This window comes from Nostoc sp. C117 (genome assembly GCF_043099735.1).
Lineage (GTDB): Bacteria > Cyanobacteriota > Cyanobacteriia > Cyanobacteriales > Nostocaceae > Nostoc.
Genome location: NZ_CP170991.1, coordinates 1,284,545 through 1,305,277, shown reverse-complemented (window position 1 = coordinate 1,305,277; position 20,733 = coordinate 1,284,545). Strand labels below are relative to the sequence as shown.

Here is a 20,733-nt window from a genome sequence, read left to right as displayed (position 1 = left end):
GTCATTTGTCCTTTGTCCTTTGTCCTTTCTTTCCCCAGTCCCCAGTCCCCAGTCCCCAATCGCCAATCCCCAGTCCCCAGTCCCCAATCCCCATTATTATGAACAATATCGACGATCTTTATGAACTTTCGCCCATGCAACAGGGAATGCTTTTTCATACCCTTTATGCCCCAGAATCGGAAGTTTATTTTGAGCAGTTGGTTTGTATCCTCCAAGGAGAATTAAATTTTACTGGGTTTGTCCAAGCTTGGGAGCAAGTTGTAGCCCGACACCCAATTTTACGCAGTTCCTTTTATTGGGAAGAAATAGAAAAACCCTTGCAAATGGTGAGTAAGCAAGTAGATCTCCCGTGGGAACAACTGGACTGGCGGAATTTCACCTCCGATGAACAACAACAGCATTTAGAAGATTTTTTGAAATGCGATCGCCAAAAAGGATTCGATCTAGCTCAACCTCCCTTAATGCGTTTCACTGTCATCCACCTAGAGGAGTATACTTACCAATTTATTTGGAGTCATCATCATATTCTCTTTGATGGTTGGTCAATGCAGATTATCCTCAAAGAACTTTTAGCTTTTTATGAAGCACATCAACAAGGCGAACATTTACGTCTGATACCTTCTCGCCCCTATCGAGAATATATTAATTGGTTACAGCAACAAGATAGCGATCGGGCAAAGAACTTCTGGCAACAAACCCTCCAGGGGTTTGAAGTTCCTACTTCATTGGCAGGGAACGGCAAAGAGGGAATATACAATGAGCAAACTTTTCAATTATCTCAAACGGTAAGTGAGAAACTCCAATATACGGCTCGACAGCACCATTTAACTCTGAATAATTTGGTGCAAGGAGCATGGGCGCTGTTGCTTTCCCGTTACAGTGGGGAAAGTGATGTGGTCTTTGGTGCAACTGTATCTGGTCGTCCACCAACACTTGCAGGAGTGGATTCGATGGTTGGGTTACTGATCAACACCCTTCCAATACGGTTACAAGTCAGTGGAAAAGCGGAATTGTTATCCTGGCTCAAGCAATTACAAAGTCAAGCATTTGAACAGGAACAGTATGCTTATTATTCCCTAGCAGAAATTCAGCGCCTAAGTGATATTGCCCCAGGAATGCCTCTGTTCGAGAGCCTTTTGGTATTTGAGAATTATCCCCTAGATGCTACTGAAAAAAATACCAAAAAAACTTTAGAAATTAGTCATATTCGTTGTTTTGAACGGACTAATTACCCACTAACGGTTGTAGTTAATCCCCAATCACAATTGTCTGGAAGGATTGTCTATGATACCAGTCGTTTTGAGCAAGAAACAATTGGGCGGATGATTGGACATTTCCAAACATTGTTATCAGCAATGGCAACTAGTATACAACAAAATATTTCTCAAATATCGCTGCTCAGTGCAGTCGAAGAAAAAGAATTAATTCTCCAAGAAAGTAGTAAAAATATAGATTCTATTCGTTACGAATGTATTCATAGTTTATTTGAAGAACAGGTAGAAAAAACACCTGATGCGGTAGCACTTATATATGAACAACAACATTTAACTTATAGTCAGTTGAATAAGCGCGCCAATCAATTAGCTCATTATTTACAAGGGTTGGGAGTTAAACCCGAAGTACGGGTGGGAATTTGTGTGGAGCGATCGCTCGAAATGGTAATCGGAATCCTAGCTATTCTCAAAGCAGGTGGGGCTTACGTTCCACTAGATCCCGCTTATCCAACAGATCGACTAGCGTTCATGCTAGAAGATGTCCAGACACCAATCTTATTAACGCAAACTCATTTCCAAGGTAAACTCCCAATCGATAATCAAATTGTGGTTAATATTGACTCAGATTGGGAAATAATTTCTCAACACAAAGAAGACAATTTACACAGTGAAGTTAATCCAGAAAACTTAGCTTATATCATTTATACCTCTGGCTCCACAGGCACACCAAAGGGAACAGAAGTTGCTCATCGTAGCATTATTGGTTTTATGTTTGGGGTTGATTATATTCACCTTGATGCAAACCAGATTTGGCTACAACATTCATCAATTTCCTGGGATGCACTAACCCTAGAACTTTGGTCGCCTTTGGTTTACGGTGGGTGTTGTGTGCTTTACCCAGGAAAAATTCTCACGCCTGAAGACTTAAGTCTCATCATCCAAAAACAAAGGGTTAACATCCTGTTTCTGACTACAGCCCTATTCAATCTCATGATTGACACAATGCCACAAGCTTTGTCAGAAATTAAACAACTTATGTTTGGCGGAGAATCCGTTTCTTTACCTCATGTTCGTCGCGCCTTAGAACTATTGCCGACAACGCAATTAATTAATGCTTATGGTCCTTCAGAATGTACAGTTTTTATCTGTTGTTATCCGATTCCTCAAGAACTTGCTGACAATGTACATTCGATTCCCATTGGAAAACCCATCGGTGACAGAAAAGTTTACCTACTAGATAAAGATTTACATAGAGTTCCCATTGGCGTTTCTGGAGAACTTTATGTAGGTGGGGCGAGTGTTGCTAGAGGTTACTTAAATCAACCAAAATTAACCAGTGAAAAATTTATTTCTCATCCTTTTGAGGATAACGCAGCCTGTAAGTTTTACAAAACAGGAGATTTAGCACGCCGTCTCCCTGATGGAAATCTGGAATTTATCGGTCGAATAGATACACAGGTAAAAATTCGCGGTTTCCGCATTGAATTAGGAGAAATTGAGGCAGTTTTAAATCAACATTCTGAGATAAAACAAGTAGTGGTTATTGCACGGGAAAATGAAGCTGGGAACAAGTATTTAGTAGCCTATCTCATTGCCAAAGATCATCTACTAACTCCTCGCACTCTGCGAAATTTTCTCAAGACAAAGCTACCTGATTACATGATTCCCACTGCTTTCGTCTTTCTAGAAGCATTCCCCCTCACACCTAATGGTAAAATCAATCGCCGTGCTTTGCCTGTTCCAGATACCGATCAAAGAAATCTAGAGGTTGATTTTGTTGCTCCTCGCACGTCTACGGAACAAGAATTAGCCAGGATTTGGGCTGAAGTTCTCAAAGTAAAACAGGTGGGAATTCACGATAACTTTTTCGAGTTAGGAGGACATTCTTTACTCGCTACACAAGTTATTTCTCGATTAAGAGAAACCTTTTCTCTAGATTTTCCTCTGCGTTATCTGTTTGAAAATCCAACTATTGCCGAACTCGCCCAAAAAGCGATCGCTCAACAGATTGAACAAGCAGAAAATGATTCACTAGCAGAGATTTTAGAGGAAATCGATCGGTTATCAGAAGAAGAGGTAACACAGGAATTGCTTTTTTAAAGATTCAATCAATTAAAAAAGAATAAATTTAAGGTTCAGATATAACCAGAGAAACTCGAAGTTTTTTGAATTACGAATTATTATGAGCGATTTACTAAAACGTCTAGAAGCCCTTTCACCAGAAAAACGAGAATTAGTTCTACAAAAGCTGAAAAATCAACAACAATTTTCACAAAATAATGGCAGGTTAACTCCACCCCTAACACCCATATCAAGAGAGCAACCTCTTCCCCTCTCCTTTGCTCAACAAAGACTGTGGTTTCTTGACCAATTAGAAGGCGAAAATAGTGGCTATAATGTGCCATTTTTCTGGCAAATTAATGGATTTCTCAATATACCTGTCTTAGAACAAGCCATAACAGCAATTGTCCAACGTCATGAAGTGCTACGTACTACTTTCTCGGTTGTAGATGAGTCGCCGATACAGGTGATTCACGCTCATCCTCAACTGACAATGCAAGTGCTAGATTGGCGAAAATTGACTGAAGAAAACCAGTTAAGCAAAGCCAGGCAATTAGCGATAGCAGAATTGCAACAGCCTTTTGATTTATCAAACCCACCTTTGCTGCGGGTAAAGTTGTTGCAACTGAGCGATCGATCGCATCTGTTGTTGCTCGTCATCCATCATATCGTTTGCGATGGCTGGTCAATGGATATATTCCGTCGTGAATTGTTCAGCCTTTATACATCATTTTCCGCCGGAAAACCTTCACCCTTAACCGAATTACCGCTTCAATATGCTGATTTCGCCCACTGGCAAAGACAATGGCTACAGGGAAAGGTACTCGAAACCCAACTCAATTACTGGCAAAAACAATTAGCTGGAGTCACGCCTCTATTAGAATTGCCCACAGATAAACCCCGACCATCAGTTCAAACCTATCGGGGATGTAGCGAGTTTTTGCAACTCAATCAGGATTTGACGCAGAAGTTGAGGCGTTTAAGTCAGGAGTCAGGAACTACTCTGTTTATGACTTTATTGACAGCATTTACCCTGTTACTTTCGCGCTACAGTGGACAGGAAGATATTGTTGTTGGTTCTGCGATCGCTAATCGCAACCGTCGTGAAGTAGAACCATTAATTGGCTTTTTTGTCAATACCCTAGCTTTACGTACCAACTTGCAAGGGAATCCAACTTTCTTAGAATTACTTGAACGAGTCAAGCAAGTAACTCTAGATGCTTATGACCATCAAGATTTACCCTTTGAGAAACTGGTTGATGAATTGGGTCTAGAGCGATCGCTTTCTCATCATCCCCTATTTCAAGTGGCCTTTGGTTTGCAAAATGAAAGCCAGCAGCAACTAGAAATCAATGGATTAACCCTTAACCGTTTCACGTGGGAAAACACCACAACTCTGTTTGATTTGTCGCTGATTTTCCGGGAAACGCCCCAAGGCTTGACAGGAGAATGGGAATATGCTGGCGATTTGTTTGAGGCTAAAACCATTCAACGGATGACAGGACATTTTGCAGTTTTAGTTCAGGGAATTGTCGATAATCCTCAACAAACGATTAATACCTTACCGTTAATCCCAGAGAACGAACGTCAGCAACTAAAAATTTGGAATCAAACTCAAACTGATTATCTCCTAAATCAAACTTTAGTCGAGTTGGTTGAAGCTCAAGTTACTAAAAACCCTCATAATCTCGCTTTGGTGTTTGAATCCCAAAGCCTAACTTACCAACAACTCAATCAAAAAGCGAACCAACTCGCTCATTATTTAATTCAAAATCACCACATTCAGCCAGATACTTTAATTGGTATCTGCGTTGAACGGTCTTTAGAAATGATTATTGGTGTCCTCGGTATCCTGAAAGCAGGTGCAGCTTATGTACCGATCGATCCTAATTATCCTCAAGAAAGAATTGAGTTCATGTTAGAAGATTCTGGGACATCGGTGTTGCTAACCCAAAGTCACCTCAAAGAGCAATTACCTTTAACTAAACTTAAACACCAGATCGTTTATTTAGATCGAGAAACTTTTAATTCGGCATTAACAGATAATCCCAATCCTCAAAGTACTCCTGATAATTTAGCTTATATAATTTATACCTCTGGTTCAACCGGACAACCCAAAGGGGTGATGATTGAGCATCGCGCCATTGTCAACTTAAGTTTAGCCTGGGCTGAAACTTTTCAAGTTCAACACAATAGCCGTTGGCTTCAGTTTGGTTCTTTTAGTTTCGATTTGTCTATTGGTGAAATTGCCACTGCTTTATCCGCAGGTGCTTGTTTGTATTTAGCCAAGAAAGAAACTTTGTTACCTAGTCAAACTTTAGTTGACTTATTGCGCGATCGCCAAATTTCCCATTTCACCTTACCTCCTTCCGTCTTATCTGTATTACCTCAAGCTTCATTACCTGATTTGCAAGCCGTAATCGTTGGTGGTGAAGCTTGTGCAGCCGAGTTGGTAACACAATGGGGAAAAAAACGACGTTTCTTTAACTGCTATGGGCCAACAGAATCGACGGTTATCGCCAGTATATCTCGTTGTGAACCCAATGGGAAAAAACCATCTATTGGTCAACCTTTATCTAATATCCGCATCTACATTTTAGATGCTCATCATCAACCATTACCACCTGGACTGACTGGAGAATTGTGCATCGCTGGAGTTGGTTTAGCACGAGGCTATCTCAACCGTCCCGATTTAACTGCCGAAAAATTTATTGAAGTTGAATTATTTGGCAAAACTGAGCGTATTTACAAAACTGGTGACTTGGCTAGATGGACAGATGATGGCAACATTGAGTATTTAGGTCGCATTGATGCTCAAGTTAAATTACGGGGCTTTCGGGTTGAATTAGGTGAAATTGAATCACTATTATTGCAACACTATTTAGTTAAAGAAGCAGTTGTAATTTTATATGAAGCTGATAATAATCCCAGGTTAGTAGCTTATGTCACTGCGGCAGAAAAGTCCAACAATTTAGGGGGTCAACTCAAAGACTACCTAAAAATTCGACTGCCAAATTATATGGTTCCTAGCCAGATTATGGTACTGGAACAGTTACCTCTCACGGCTAACGGTAAACTAGATCGGAGAGCATTACCAGCACCAGATACAGCTATTTCAACTAACTTTGAAGCCTTTGTTACCCCAACAGAAGAACTGCTGGCGACCTTATGGCAAACTCTCCTGAAAACTAAGTCTGTTGGTCGCCAAGATAACTTTTTTGAATTAGGCGGACATTCCCTGTTAGCAACTCAATTAGTTACTCGTATTCGTGACACTTTTGGGGTAGAAATATCTGTCCGCAAGGTATTTGAACACAGCATTTTATCTGAGTTGGCCACAGAAATTGACAAAGCTTCTTCAGTAATTGCTTTACCACCCATCACACCACAACCTGAAAATGCTCCTAAAAATCTGTCCTTTGCTCAATCAAGACTCTGGTTTTTAGACCAACTTGAAGGCACTGGAACCTCAGCTACCTACAATATGTCAACGGCTCTGCAACTTGAAGGCAAGTTGAATATTGAGGCGTTGCGTGCAAGTTTTGATTATCTCATCGATCGCCACACCATTTTACGCACTTATTTCCCAGCTTTGGAGGGAGAAGCGCAAGTAGTTGTCCAACATCCAGAGAATATAGAAGTACTGACGATTGCAGATTTACAATCGCTCGATCCGCAAACTCAAGCAGAAACCGTACAACGGTTAGCTGATAGTCACGCCCAAGAACCCTTTGACTTAAATACTGGTCCCCTGTTCAAAGCGAAACTGCTGCAACTTAGCGAACAGAAAAATGTCCTGCTGATTAATATGCACCACATTATTACTGATGGCTGGTCAATGGGGGTGTTTAAGCGCGAATGGGAACAGACTTATGCTGCTTTTGCTGCGGGGCATACTCCAAATTTGTCACCGTTGCCGATTCAGTATAGCGATTATGCAGCTTGGCAACGCAATTGGTTACAAGGGGAAATTTTAGAAAGTCAGGAAAATTACTGGAAACAACAACTAGGCGATGCTCCCCGATTACTTGATTTACCTACCGATTATCCGCGTCCAGCGCAACAAAGTTACCAAGGTGGGCGTGAGGAATATAGTTTGAGTCATGAAGTGACTCAGAAACTTAAAGCTATTAGTCAACAACAGGGAGTTACTTTGTTTATGACTCTGTTGACGGCTTTTAGTATTTTACTATCTCGTTACAGCCGTCAAGAGGATTTATGTATTGGTAGTGCGATCGCTAACCGTGCCCATAACAACACAGAATCATTAATCGGCTTTTTTGTCAATACCTTGGTATTGCGGAGCAAAGTCAAGCCAGAGCAAAGTTTTAGTGAGTTACTCCAACAAACCCGCCAAACTTGCTTAGATGCATACTCTCATCAAGATATTCCCTTTGAGTATTTAGTAGAACAGTTACAACCAGAACGCAGTCTGAGCCATAATCCCTTATTTCAAGTGATGATGGTGTTGCAAAATACTCAAGAAGCAGGGAAAAATGTTAGTTTACCAGGGCTTGATATTCAATATTTAGAGCAAAGTTTACCATTTGCCAAATTTGACCTAACACTGGATTTTTCCGAAAGGGGCGATCGACTGCATTGTATGTGGGAATATGCCACAGATTTATTTGCAGCAGAAACAATTAGGCGCATGGCGGGACATTTTGAAGTCTTGCTGGAAGCAATTATCCAAAACTCCCAACAGCCGATTCATCAGCTACCCTTAATTACAACAGCAGAAATTCAACAACTGCAAGTTTGGAATCAAACCGATATTAATTATCCTAAAAATCAGACTTTGGTGAGTCTATTTGAACAACAGGTGGCAAAAACGCCCGATAATATTGCGGTGGTATTTGCAGATCAAAGCCTGAGTTATCAAGAACTCAACCAAAAAGCCAATCAGCTAGCGCATTATTTGTTGGAACTCAAAAAAGAGCAACAATTACCCGATCATCCATTGATTGCAATTTGCGTGGAGCGATCGCTCCTAATGATCGTTGGCTTGTTGGCTATTCTCAAAGCGGGTGGGGCTTATGTGCCGATCGATCCGAGTTATCCCCGCGATCGCATTTATTTAATGCTCGAAGATAGTAATGCTTCGATATTACTCACAACAAACCCCATTCAAAAGGAACTTCCCCTAGAAAAACTCAAAAATCCCTGTCAAGTAGTATTTCTAGAGCCAGAAACATCGGTCAATCAAACAACAAATAATCCCAATCTCCAAAGTAACCCTGATGATTTAGCTTATGTCATTTATACTTCTGGTTCTACGGGAAGACCAAAAGGTGTGTCAATTTGTCACTCTTCACTGACGAATTTCTTATATTCGATGAAGGAAAAGCCTGGAATAGCTGCTTCCGATACTCTTCTAGCTATCACCACTATATCCTTTGATATTGCTGCACTAGAAATTTATTTACCTCTGATAGTAGGAGCCAAAATTGTTTTAGTCAGTCGTGAAATCGCCTCTGACGGTTTACAGTTATCAGAACAATTAGTTAACTCTGATGCTACTTTCATACAAGCGACTCCAGCGACTTGGCGTATATTGTTAACCGCAGGATGGAAAGGTTCAACACAACTTAAGATCTTTTGTGGCGGTGAGGCTTTAACCTGGGAACTAGCTAATCAACTATTAGAAAAAAGTGCTGAACTCTGGAATCTTTATGGCCCGACAGAAACCACTATTTGGTCAGATATCTATCAGATAAATACTTTTGAGAGAAGAAACTATTCTCAAGGCGCTGTGGTATCCATCGGCAAGCCTATTGCCAATACCCACATCTATATTTTAGATAGCTATGACCAACCCCTTCCCCCTGGTATTCCTGGGGAACTCTGCATTGCAGGTGCAGGTTTAGCACAGGGTTATTTGAATCGTCCCGATTTGAGTGCTGAAAAATTCATTGACATCAAACTGTTCAATCAAACTGAGCGGATTTATAAAACTGGCGATTTAGCTCGTTGGCTACCCGATGGCAATTTGCAATATTTAGGTCGCAGCGATCGCCAGGTCAAACTTCGCGGTTTCCGCATTGAATTAGGCGAGATTGAAGCATCTTTACTCAAACACCCAAAAATTCAAGAAGCAGTTGTCATTATCCGAGAAGACAGTGATTTCGATCAACGTCTAGTAGCATATATTGTCCCAACAGGAACAGAGGATGAAGACCTTCAAGATGAACAGGTGGAATTATGGCAACAAGTTTTCCATGATGCCTACCATCAACCACAAGATATAAAAGATGACCCAACCATAAATTTGGCTAGTTGGAATGATAGCTATACGGGAAAACCTTATCCCAAAGCTGTGATGCAAGAATGGCGGGATAAAACTGTTGAGCAAATTCTAGAACTTGCACCCAAACGGGTCTGGGAAATCGGTTGTGGCACAGGGATGTTATTGTTGAAAATTGCTCCCCATTGTCAAAAGTACCTGGGTACAGACCTTGTAGCAGCAGGGTTGGATTATATTGAACAACATCTTCAACAGCAGTCTCTCAAAGAAAAAGTTACTTTAAAACAAGGTGCAGCTAACCAGTTTGACGGCATTGAAACAAATAATTATGACCTGGTAATACTCAATTCTGTAATTCAGTATTTTCCCTCTTTAGATTACTTGTTGTCAGTATTAGAGGGAGCAATAAAATCTGTGAAAAATCAGGGAAAAATCTTTATTGGGGATGTGCGAAATCTCCATTTATTAGAAGCTTTCCACACCGCAGTTGAGTTTTATCGCGCCCCTGATGAATTATCAATTAAAGACTTGCGTCAACAAATTCAAAAAAGCATCGGCACCGAAGGCGAATTATTGATTGACCCTGATTTCTTTATCGCTCTCAAACAAAAATTCCCTCGAATTAGTCATGTACAAATTCAATTGAAACGAGGTTCTGCTCAAACAGAAATGAACCGTTTTCGTTATGACGTTGTTTTACATTTGGATCAAACAGATATTCCTCTTGCGGAACCTGAATGGTTAGATTGGCAGAGCCAGCAACTAAATCTGGAAACAATCGAGAGAATTTTAACGACTCAACAAGCAGATTTGCTAGGGATTAAAGGTGTTCCCAATGCTTATCTAACTTCAGAAATGTTACTGTTAGAAGAAAGTTCTCAATTAGATGGTACTGTTTCAGATTTAAAAGCGGCAGTTGCCAAAGCTAAATCAGGCATAGAACCCGAAGCATTCCGAACTTTAGTGCGAGAATTGCCCTATACACCTTTTATCCAATATAGTTCTACAGGGTTTTCTGATTATGATGTTGTTTTCCAACGGAATATCCCTGGAGAGTCCATATTGCCAAGATTTTCTCAGGATAAAAATTTACGACTGAAACCTTGGCAACGTTATGCAAATCAACCGTTGCAATATCGCACCAATCAAGTCGATCCAGCGTTATTAGCCGAATGGCGAGATTTTCTGGCTAAAAATCTGCCTGATTATATGATTCCTAGCCATTTCATGGTTTTAGATCGACTACCACTAACACCAAATGGAAAAGTAGACCGTAAAGCTTTACCTGCACCAAATGGAACCGTTTCCTCAACAGACATTGAATTGCCTGTAACAGCGACAGAAAAATTACTTGCCGAATTGTGGGCGAAGCTGCTTAAATTTGAAGCGATCGCCCGACAGGATAACTTCTTTAATTTAGGTGGTCATTCTTTATTAGCAACCCAATTAATTGCCCGCATTCGTGACACATTCAAAGTTGAACTGCCTCTGCGGAAGGTATTTGAATTTCCCACCCTGACTCAATTAGCAAATTATCTCGATACCTCTATTTGGATTAATTCATCCATCGCAGATATGCAACCTTTAAACTCAGACGAAGAGGAAATTGAACTATGACTATGACACAAAATCAGCAAGTAGTTTCTTTAATGCTTCGTTTGCAGAATATAGGCTGCAAAATTTGGGCTGATGATGATAAGTTACGGATTCGTACTAGTAAAAACGCCTTAACTTCTGAACTCAAGCAAGAAATTCAAGCCAACAAAGCAGATATATTAGCATTCTTAAATTCTGCCAAAGCGGGATCTGTTATGGCAGAAGAAATTCCGACCTTACCAGATGATGTCCCCAAGCCTCTTTCCTTTGCTCAACAACGCCTTTGGCTGTTAGCGCAACTTCAAGGGTCATCAGCTAGTTACAATATGCCGATGGTTTTGCAACTGCATGGAAACCTCAACATTGATGCTCTGCATTCTAGTTTGGCTTATTTACTGAATCGGCATGAAAGTTTGAGAATGCATTTCCCCACAGTGGCGGGACATCCCCAGATTGTCATCAAAAATTTAGACGACATCGAAGTTTTAACAGTACTAGATTCACAAAACCTGAAGTTGGGGACTGCAAAAAAAGAAACTCTTTCCCACTCTCCAACCCTTCAGCATTTTATCGATGCTCATGTTCAAGAACCGTTTGACTTAAATACTGGCCCTTTGTTTAAAGCAAAACTCCTGCAACTTGAGGGGCAGAAATATGTGCTACTTATCAATATGCACCACATTATCAGTGACGGCTGGTCAATGGGTGTGTTTGTCCGTGAGTTGCGACAAGTTTATACCGCTTTTACCCAAGGTCAAACCCCAAATCTTGCTCCCTTGCCCATTCAATACAGCGACTACGCAAACTGGCAACGAAATTGGTTACAAGGCAAAGTATTAGAAACTCAGATTGACTACTGGAAAAATCAACTCCAAGATACTCCCCCATTACTGGAGTTACCCACCGATTATCCTCGTCCAGCATTGCAAAGCTACCGAGGCGATCGCGATCGCTATTCCCTATCGCCTGACTTAACTCTGGCTATTAAAACTTTAAGTCAACAGCAAGGCGCAAGTTTGTTTATGACTTTGTTGGCGGCTTTCAGTATTCTGCTTTCTCGTTACAGTCGTCAAGAAGACTTATGTATTGGTTCTCCCATCGCTAACCGCACCCATAGCCATACAGAAGGATTAATCGGCTTTTTTGTCAATACATTAATACTGCGTAACCAAATCAAGCCTGAGCAAAGTTTTATCGAGTTCCTACAACAAACTAGCCAAACTTGTTTAGATGCATACTCTCATCAAGATATTCCCTTTGAGTATCTGGTAGAACAGTTGCAACCAGAACGCAGTTTGAGTCATAACCCTTTATTCCAGGTCATGTTAGCACTGGAAAATAACGAAAGTCCCGACCTAAGTTTGCCAGGACTAGAGATTGAATGGCTCCCATTAACTTATCCGTTTGCTAAATTCGACCTAGCACTTATGGTCGTAGAATCTGATAACCAGTTAAATTTAACTTGGGAATACGCCACCGATCTCTTTGAGAAAAATACTATCCAAAGAATGGCGGAACAGTTTGAAGTTTTACTGAAGGGAATTGTTGATAATCCTCAACAACCAATCAAGACTCTGCCTTTGATGACGGCGCCCGAACTTCTACAATTACAACGCTGGAATCAAACCCAAACTGATTATCCCTACGATAAAACTTTAGTTGACTTATTTGAACAACAAGTTGCAAAAAACCCTAATAATCTGGCTTTGGTATTTGAATCCCAAAGCCTAACTTATCAGCAACTCAATCAAAAAGCGAACCAGCTTGCTCATTATCTAATTGAAAATCAGCAAATTAAGCCAGACACTTTAATTGGTATCTGCGCTGAACGGTCTTTAGAAATGATTATTGGTTTACTCGGTATTCTCAAAGCAGGTGGAGCTTATGTACCGATCGATCCTAATTATCCTCAAGAACGAATTGCGTTCATGTTAGAACATTCTAAGACATTGGTGTTACTGACCCAAAGTTTCTTATTAGACCAATTACCCTTAGCTAACCTCGAAAATCCCTGTCAGGTAATTTGTTTAGATGAGAAAACTTTTACCGAAGCCTCAAAAGAAAATCTCAGTCCTCAAATTACGCCGAATAATTTGGCTTATATAATCTATACTTCTGGTTCGACGGGACGACCCAAAGGGGTAATGATTGAGCATCAAGCAATTGTTAATCTAGCCTTATCCTGGGGTAAAACTTTTCAAGTTGAACACCACAGCAGGTTACTTCAGTTTGCTTCTTTTAGTTTTGATCTGTCTATTGGGGAAATTGCGACTACTTTCGTTACTGGTGCTTGCTTATATCTGGCTAAAAAAGAAACTTTATTACCGAGTCAAATCTTAGTTGACTTTTTAAGCGATCGCCAAATTACCCACAGCTTTTTATCTCCCTCGGTCTTGTCTGTCTTACCTCAAGCGACTTTACCCGATTTGCAATGTCTAACGGTTGGTGGTGAGGCTTGTCCAGCAGAATTAGTTACCCAGTGGGGAACGGGACGGCGTTTGTTTAATTGCTACGGGCCTACTGAATCTACAGTTGTTGCAGCGATCGCAATTTGTCAACCCAATGGCAAAAAACCACCAATTGGTCAACCATTATCTAATATTCGCATCTACATCTTAGATGTCCACAATCAACCATTGCCCCCAGGAATACCCGGAGAATTGTCCATCGCTGGAGTAGGTTTAGCACGAGGCTATCTCAATCGTCCCGACTTAACCACCGAGAAATTTATTGAAGTTGAGTTATTCGGTAAAATTGAGCGAATTTACAAAACTGGCGACTTAGCAAGATGGGGGTTTGATGGAAATCTTGAATATCTGGGTCGCATAGACGATCAAGTTAAATTGCGGGGCTTTAGAATTGAACTGGGTGAAATTGAATCGATTTTGTTACAACATCCATCAGTTAAAGAAGCAATTGTCACCTTATATAAAACTGAGAGCAATCAAAGTTTAATTTCTTATGTAACGGGCATCACCAATGATTTGTCTATCCAATTGAAAAATCATCTTAAATCCCGTCTGCCCGATTATATGATACCTGCTCAGATTGTCGTACTGAATGAGTTGCCTTTAACTCCCAATGGTAAAGTTGACCGGAAAGCTTTACCTGCTCCAAATATTTTAATTAACGGCTTATATGAAGCTCCGCGTAACGAAGTTGAACAGCAATTAGCGCAAGTTTGGTCTGCTGTCCTGGAACATCGAGATATTGGAATTCATGATAACTTTTTCGATTTGGGCGGTCATTCTTTATTAGCAATCAAACTGCTCAATAATATTCAACAAGTCTTTGATCAACAACTTTCTTTAAGTAGTTTATTTCAGAATCCTACTATTGCTCAACTAGCAGAACAACTTTGTAATGCTGAGATTCAACAGTTAAATCCTGATTTACTTTCATTCGAATCTCAAGGTGATGCAACCCCTTTATTTTTGCTTCCTGGTGCAAACGGACACAGCTTCTATTTTCGAGATTTGGCAATCAATCTAGGAATTGAGCGTCCAGTTTATGGACTCGAAACTCCAGGACGAGACGGCTCTAGCGCACTACCTAAATCAGTAGCAGATCATGCGAGTCAACTGATTGAGGTCTTACGTCAAAAGCAAGCCAAAAGTCCATACATACTAGCAGGGTATTCTTCAGGTTGTGCCGTTGCTTTTGAAATAGCCTCTCAGCTAGAACAGCAAGGTGAAACGGTGAGTTTACTAGCTATGTTGGATGCTGGACTAGTTTCTAAACCTGAGTATTTTAGTAATAGAACAGAGCTTGATTGGATTTGGCAATTGATTCGACGACTTGAAATTTTAAAGGGAGTTTCTTTCGGACTGGAATATGACGATTTAGCCGCTCAAACCAATGACCAAACTATGTGGGATCTGGCAGCAGAATATTTGTATCAGCATAATATTTTACCAGAACACTCCACCCTTTCTTTGCTCAAAACCAATATGAAAGTAATGAAAGGACTAACACTCAATTACGCAAATTATCAGCCTAATCATCCAATTTGTGCCCCGATTATTTTATTCCGCGCTCAAGAAGTTCATGAAATTGTTTTGCAAGAAATCCAAGCTTTTTCTGATTACGATTTACCGGATTGGGGATGGCAAACTTATACTAAAAAGCCTGTCAAGGTGATTTCTGTACCTGGAAACCACGGTCGAATGCTTTATGAACCCAATGTCAAACTATTAGCCACGCAATTACAGACGACAATGCTAGAGAAAGCAGAGCATAAATGAGCAAAAAAAGCGTCACTTACAATCAGTGATTCTTTTAAATTAGTTTGATTTTCTTAATTTTAAATTTTTAATTGGTCTAAAGCAATGGAAACTCTTCCTATCATATTTTGCGATGAAACTCTCCGGGATGGAGAACAACAAGCAGGTATTTTCTTTTCTTATCCAACTAAACAAAAACTCGCCCATCTAATTGCCCAAACGGGAGTAGATAGAATATCCATCATGCCCGGTGTTCATGAGCAAGAAGAAAAGCTAGTTAAATCATTAGTATTGGATGGATTGGATAGTCTGATCGCTGCTGCTACCATGATGGGAAAGCAGTACATCGATCGAGCCAAAATGTACGGAGTTAAGCGCATCATACTTTTCTACGGCCTTTCCGATCGCTTACTCTTCCTTAGAGATCCTCAGATCCGTTTGTTGAAGGAGTTTCAAGGAAAAACTATTGATGATGATATCCCAACAAAAGTAATCGAGAGAATTCGCCAAAATGCCATTGATGTAATTGTTGAAAATTTGCACTATGCCACTACAGTTGCTGGAATGACTGTAGACTTTGCGGCCGAGGATGCCTCAAGAGCCGATTTTGACTTTTTAGTCGAATGTATCCGCTCATGCAGTCCTTATATCGATCATTTTATGCTCTGTGATACAGTCGGAGTCCTCAGTCCAGAAAAGAGCTATATCTGGATTAACGACCTGCTGCAATGTACAACTGGGGTTGCTTTCGGGGTACACTACCACAATGATATGGGCTTGGCTCTGGAAAATACTCTCCAGTCTGTTATGGCTGGGGCAACTTTAGTATCGGGTACGTTTTGCGGGATTGGGGAACGAGCCGGAAATGTTGCGAACGAGCAGGTATTAAATGGGTTGCGAGTCCGCTTTGGAATTGAAGTCAAAGGGATTAACTATGATGCGATCGCCGCTGTGACAGATTACATTGAGCAACTGGGGATTCGTCCAGCGGCACCTTACTCTCAAACTGCTCAACGTCACGAATCAGGTATCCATGTCAATTCTTTATTTAGCGATCCTCAAAGCTATGCTGCTTTTCGTTACAACAGCATAGAAGTTCTCTTCGGTAAATGGAGCGGAGTCAGTAATTTTCAATATTTATTTGAAAAGCAACTGCAAAATCCTCAACCAAGGAAGCAATATGAAAAAATGCGCTCAGTGATTAAATCTCTTGCTGTTGAGCAAGAACGCTATTTTACAGCCAAGGAGGTATTAGAGTTATGGAAAAATGGCGTCTTTAAATAATCCATCTTCTTGTGTAATAGCTCACAATTATCGGATGGTGGGAAAAGGCGATCGCTCCTGTTGGCGCAGGGTCTCTAAGAGTTGAGAAGTGCTAGTGCGATCGCAAAGCGTTTGGTAGAAAAGCACAGATCCCACTACATCCCAGAGGGAAAGCATATAGACTTTGTTTGCATACTGCTATATACAACCTAAAAGTATTGCAAAACAAAGGATGTAGTCAATATAGTAAAATACCAAAGTTATTCAGTCAGCCTCTAGAGCCTCAACTGATTTTTACAACATGCAATCTAAAACTGTTCATAAGCAACCTATAACCAATACTAATTCGGCTTTTACTCAATTTTGGGAAAATGTCAAAGCGATCGCCGGGCCTTACTGGTATCCCACAGAGGCAGAAGGAAGAGTATTTTCAGATGTTATTCGCGCATGGGGGATGCTTATTCTCCTAATCTTATTAATCATTGCGCTCGTGGGCGTAACTGTTTTTAATAGCTTCGTTACTCGCGATCTACTTGATATTATCACTAAGGAAAACGATCTTTCTAAGTTTTATGATACTTTATGGCTCTACGGTGGAGCCCTAGTGTTGGTAACGCTTTTGGTAGGTGTTTCTAAATTTGTCAGAAAAAAAATCGCTCTTGATTGGTATGAATGGCTAAATAAACAAATTTTAGAAAAATATTTAAGCAAACGAGCTTATTATAAAATAAACTTTAAATCTGATATTGATAACCCAGACCAACGTCTATCTCAAGAAATCGAACCAATCACCAGAAATGCTCTCAGTTTTTCAGCTACTTTCTTAGAAAAAGTACTGGAAATGATAGTTTTTCTAATAATTCTCTGGTCTCTTTCCAAATTTATTGCAGTTGCATTGGTTGTTTATACCATAATAGGTAATTTAATTGCTATTTACTTAGCTCAAGAATTGAATAAGATTAAACAACAGGAACTCGAATTTGAAGCGGACTATACTTACAGCCTTACCCATGTTCGTAATCATGCTGAATCAATAGCTTTTTTTCAGGGAGAGAAACAAGAATTAAATATAATCCAGCGAAGATTTAATAATATTATTAAAAGTGCTAAACGCAAGATTGATTGGGAGATAAGTCAAGATATTTTTACTAGGGGATATCAGGCGGTTATCCAAATATTTCCATTTATAGTATTCGGACCTTTACAGATTCAAGGTGAAATTGATTTTGGACAAATTAGCCAAGCCAGTTTAGCTTGTAATCTGTTTGCCAATGCTATGGCAGAATTAATCAGAGAATTTGCAACTTCAGGACGATTTTCTAGTTACGTTGAGCGTTTATCTGAGTTGTCTAATGCGTTAGACTTTGTGACCAAAGAACCAGAGAAAGTCAGTACTATTAAAACAATCGAAGAAAACCATCTCGCTTTTGAGAATGTTACTTTACAAACGCCCAACTATGAAAAGGTGATCGTTGAAGATTTGTCACTTTCTGTTGAACCTGGACAAGGTTTATTGATTGTGGGGCCTAGTGGTCGAGGTAAAAGTTCTCTATTGAGGGGAATCGCTGGTTTGTGGAATGCGGGTACTGGTCGTCTGGTGCGGCCACCTCTAGAAGATGTGTTATTTTTACCCCAACGTCCTTATATAATTTTGGGAACTTTGCGCGAACAGTTAATATATCCTAATATAAATCGTAAAATTAGCGATGGAGAAATCAAAGAAGTTTTGCAACAAGTTAATCTGCAAAACTTGCTCAGTCGGGTCGAGGGATTTGATACTGAAGTTCCTTGGGAAAATATTCTATCGCTGGGAGAACAACAACGCCTTGCATTCGCACGATTATTAGTTACTCGTCCTAGCTTTACTATATTAGATGAAGCCACGAGTGCTTTAGATTTAAAAAATGAAGGCAATTTATATCAACAATTACAAGAGACAAAAACAACATTTATCAGTGTTGGACATAGGGAAAGTTTATTTAATTATCATCAATGGGTTTTGGAACTATCACAAGATTCTAGTTGGCAACTTTTGACTGTAGAAGATTATCGGCTGCAAAAAGCAAAAGAATTGGTCACTAATTCTCCTGAAAATACTGAAACTACGATAGAGGTTTTACCGAATATTAATCCTCCCCAAAATGCAGAAATTACAATAGATGTTTCACCCAATAATCAATCACGAAGTCAACCACAAATATCAACTAATATCAGCACAATCGTAGGTCTTTCCCATCAGCAAATGCAGATGTTAACAGACTCTAGTATTAATACCATCCGCAGCAAGGCTAGCCTTGGAAAGTCTATTGCTGCTAAGGATGGCTTGACCTATCGCTATGATAAAGACCCGAAAGTTTTGAAATGGGTAAGAGCTTAACGACTATTTTTAATTTGGCAAATCAAGGTCATGCTAACTAAGCAGCAAAGACAACTAATTACTTACGAAACTATTTCAATTTACGAACGAACTTACCAATTACCTGTCCTGAAAAATAACAGTGTAAAAACCCTTCAAATAAAAATTAGAGAACGTCAAAAATTAATTAAAGAAGGTGTTAAATATCATCACAAGCTTGGAGGAATAATTAAGCGAAAAGAAGAAATTAGCCAAGGAGAAATTTTTGAAGAAATTCAATTATTCATTAAAGACTACAGTCATATTATTGATTTCTTAGAGAATTATAAGGATATTTATCATGTTTTTTTGCTAAGACTTACAGACGATTTAAAAAAGTTATTCCAAGAAAAATATTTGGAAATAAAAAGTTTAGAAGATGAAAGAAGAAAGCTAGAGCTAAAAAATCATAAAAATCCGAGAATAGTCGATCAACTAATATGGGAAAAGCAAGAAAATTTTAAAGCAGTTTTACTGTTAAGTAACGCTTATTTTTTAATTTTAGAAAAAATAAGATTACTGGGACAAGGAATTAAAAATCTTGCAGAAGATACCAAAAGTCAAAAAGAGATCGTTCAGCAAATAGTTAAAGATTTAGAAATATACCAAGAGATTTACGAATATCAAAAAAAAGCTTATAAGATTCGTCAAGAAATAGCAAAAATTGCTCATACTGCAATCAATTTTGAAAATTCTTTACAAGATTACTTTAGTCCCTTTCAATCTTTAATAGATGAAGTTGTAAAAGTAGATGAATATTTTTATGCAACTGTCGGAGATATTAAAAATCTAGGGGATAATATTTTAAAGTATCAGTCAAATTTATTTAATCTTGAACAAAACGAGGAAATTTCTGAAACTTTTCTCGATTTTATGGTGACGAGTTATGAGAAAAAAGCTAGATTAAAAGATGCTTTTATTGAATCTCAATTATTAGATTGGCAAATCGATAATTTTGATTTGAGTGAAAATAGTATCTTTTTAGACAAAGGTATTGATTTAATATCTAACTATATATCCAAGGAACTGAGCAATCAAAGGAAAGTGCTAGGGATAGCAGAAGTAAATTTTGTTGCAACAGCGCCTCTATCTGCTGTTGAAGAAACAGGATTTATGGGACTGACTAACAATGTTACGTTGACAAAAAACTTTCTCCACAATCAGAAAATCGATTATACCCAATTGCGGGATCTCCTAGCTCAGCATAAGTGGAAAGAAGCTGATCTTGAAACTACTAAATTAATGCTAAAAGTCATAGGTAAAAATTATTGGAATGAAGTTTATCAAGAGGACATTGATAACTTTTCTTGTCAAGACTTTCATGTTATGGATGTACTTTGGGAACAATATAGTTATGGTTATTTTGGCTTCAGTATTCAGCAAATTATCTGGAGCGAAATGGGTGGTCAAGTAGATTACGAAGCAGAAAAGAGACTAGGCGATCGCCTTGGTTGGCGAAAAGAGGGAAAATGGTTGGACTATGAGCAACTAACTTTTAAATTGTCCCCAATGACACCGATGGGACACCTCCCAGCCAAATGGCTACAATATGACCAATATAACTTGGAATTATCTCCAAAATCATCTACAGAATCTCTTTCAATGGGAGCTTGGCGGGTAAAGTCTTGGTTAGTTTGGCAAATGCACTTATTCTTTTCTCGTGTAAAAAGTTGTAACGAAAGTTTTACCATGCGTTAATCACAGATTTATTAATCATAAAAATTCCAGCTAAAGCTA

General features: G+C 39.3%; 7 protein-coding genes. 6 read left to right on the top strand and 1 reads right to left on the bottom strand.

The features are described 5' to 3' along the window. Positions 1-98 precede the first annotated feature (98 nt). The 4 genes from ACFG4S_RS06810 to ACFG4S_RS06795 all read left to right on the top strand — a co-directional run bounded on the left by ACFG4S_RS06810 (position 99) and on the right by ACFG4S_RS06795 (position 16,622). Positions 99-3,314 (top strand): amino acid adenylation domain-containing protein, encoded by a 3,216-nt coding sequence (locus tag ACFG4S_RS06810; protein WP_392534068.1) that lies wholly within the window; start codon positions 99-101, stop codon positions 3,312-3,314. An 82-nt stretch (positions 3,315-3,396) separates the two neighbouring features. After that, on the top strand, positions 3,397-11,136 hold the full coding sequence (locus ACFG4S_RS06805) for an amino acid adenylation domain-containing protein (protein ID WP_392534067.1): 7,740 nt from the start codon (positions 3,397-3,399) through the stop codon (positions 11,134-11,136). Continuing rightward, complete coding sequence (locus ACFG4S_RS06800) at positions 11,133-15,359, top strand: amino acid adenylation domain-containing protein (protein WP_392534066.1); 4,227 nt, start codon at positions 11,133-11,135, stop codon at positions 15,357-15,359. The genes ACFG4S_RS06805 and ACFG4S_RS06800 overlap by 4 nt, the downstream gene beginning before the upstream one ends. Positions 15,360-15,443: 84 nt before the next feature. Then, the gene (locus ACFG4S_RS06795; RefSeq protein ID WP_392534065.1) at positions 15,444-16,622 is read left to right on the top strand and encodes a 2-isopropylmalate synthase; all 1,179 of its coding nucleotides are present in this window, start codon (positions 15,444-15,446) and stop codon (positions 16,620-16,622) included. A gap of 27 nt (positions 16,623-16,649) precedes the next feature. Here ACFG4S_RS06795 and ACFG4S_RS06790 read toward each other — a convergent pair whose 3' ends face one another. Continuing rightward, positions 16,650-16,778 (bottom strand): hypothetical protein, encoded by a 129-nt coding sequence (locus tag ACFG4S_RS06790; RefSeq protein WP_392534064.1) that lies wholly within the window; start codon positions 16,776-16,778, stop codon positions 16,650-16,652. A gap of 124 nt (positions 16,779-16,902) precedes the next feature. On the opposite strand from ACFG4S_RS06790, the gene ACFG4S_RS06785 reads away from it, so the two are divergent. Both ACFG4S_RS06785 and ACFG4S_RS06780 read left to right on the top strand, forming a co-directional pair. Further along, positions 16,903-18,978 (top strand): ABC transporter ATP-binding protein/permease, encoded by a 2,076-nt coding sequence (locus ACFG4S_RS06785; protein ID WP_392534063.1) that lies wholly within the window; start codon positions 16,903-16,905, stop codon positions 18,976-18,978. A gap of 30 nt (positions 18,979-19,008) precedes the next feature. After that, positions 19,009-20,694, top strand: a complete 1,686-nt coding sequence (locus ACFG4S_RS06780) for a GUN4 domain-containing protein (protein ID WP_392534062.1) — start codon at positions 19,009-19,011, stop codon at positions 20,692-20,694. Positions 20,695-20,733 lie beyond the last annotated feature (39 nt).

Bases quoted from the DNA above. Each gene is read 5' to 3' on its own strand.
- ACFG4S_RS06785 (WP_392534063.1), top strand. From the start codon at position 16,903: ATGCAATCTAAAACTGTTCATAAGCAACCTATAACCAATACTAATTCG.
- ACFG4S_RS06790 (WP_392534064.1), bottom strand. From the start codon at position 16,778: ATGCTTTCCCTCTGGGATGTAGTGGGATCTGTGCTTTTCTACCAAACG.
- ACFG4S_RS06795 (WP_392534065.1), top strand. From the start codon at position 15,444: ATGGAAACTCTTCCTATCATATTTTGCGATGAAACTCTCCGGGATGGA.
- ACFG4S_RS06800 (WP_392534066.1), top strand. From the start codon at position 11,133: ATGACTATGACACAAAATCAGCAAGTAGTTTCTTTAATGCTTCGTTTG.
- ACFG4S_RS06780 (WP_392534062.1), top strand. From the start codon at position 19,009: ATGCTAACTAAGCAGCAAAGACAACTAATTACTTACGAAACTATTTCA.
- ACFG4S_RS06810 (WP_392534068.1), top strand. From the start codon at position 99: ATGAACAATATCGACGATCTTTATGAACTTTCGCCCATGCAACAGGGA.
- ACFG4S_RS06805 (WP_392534067.1), top strand. From the start codon at position 3,397: ATGAGCGATTTACTAAAACGTCTAGAAGCCCTTTCACCAGAAAAACGA.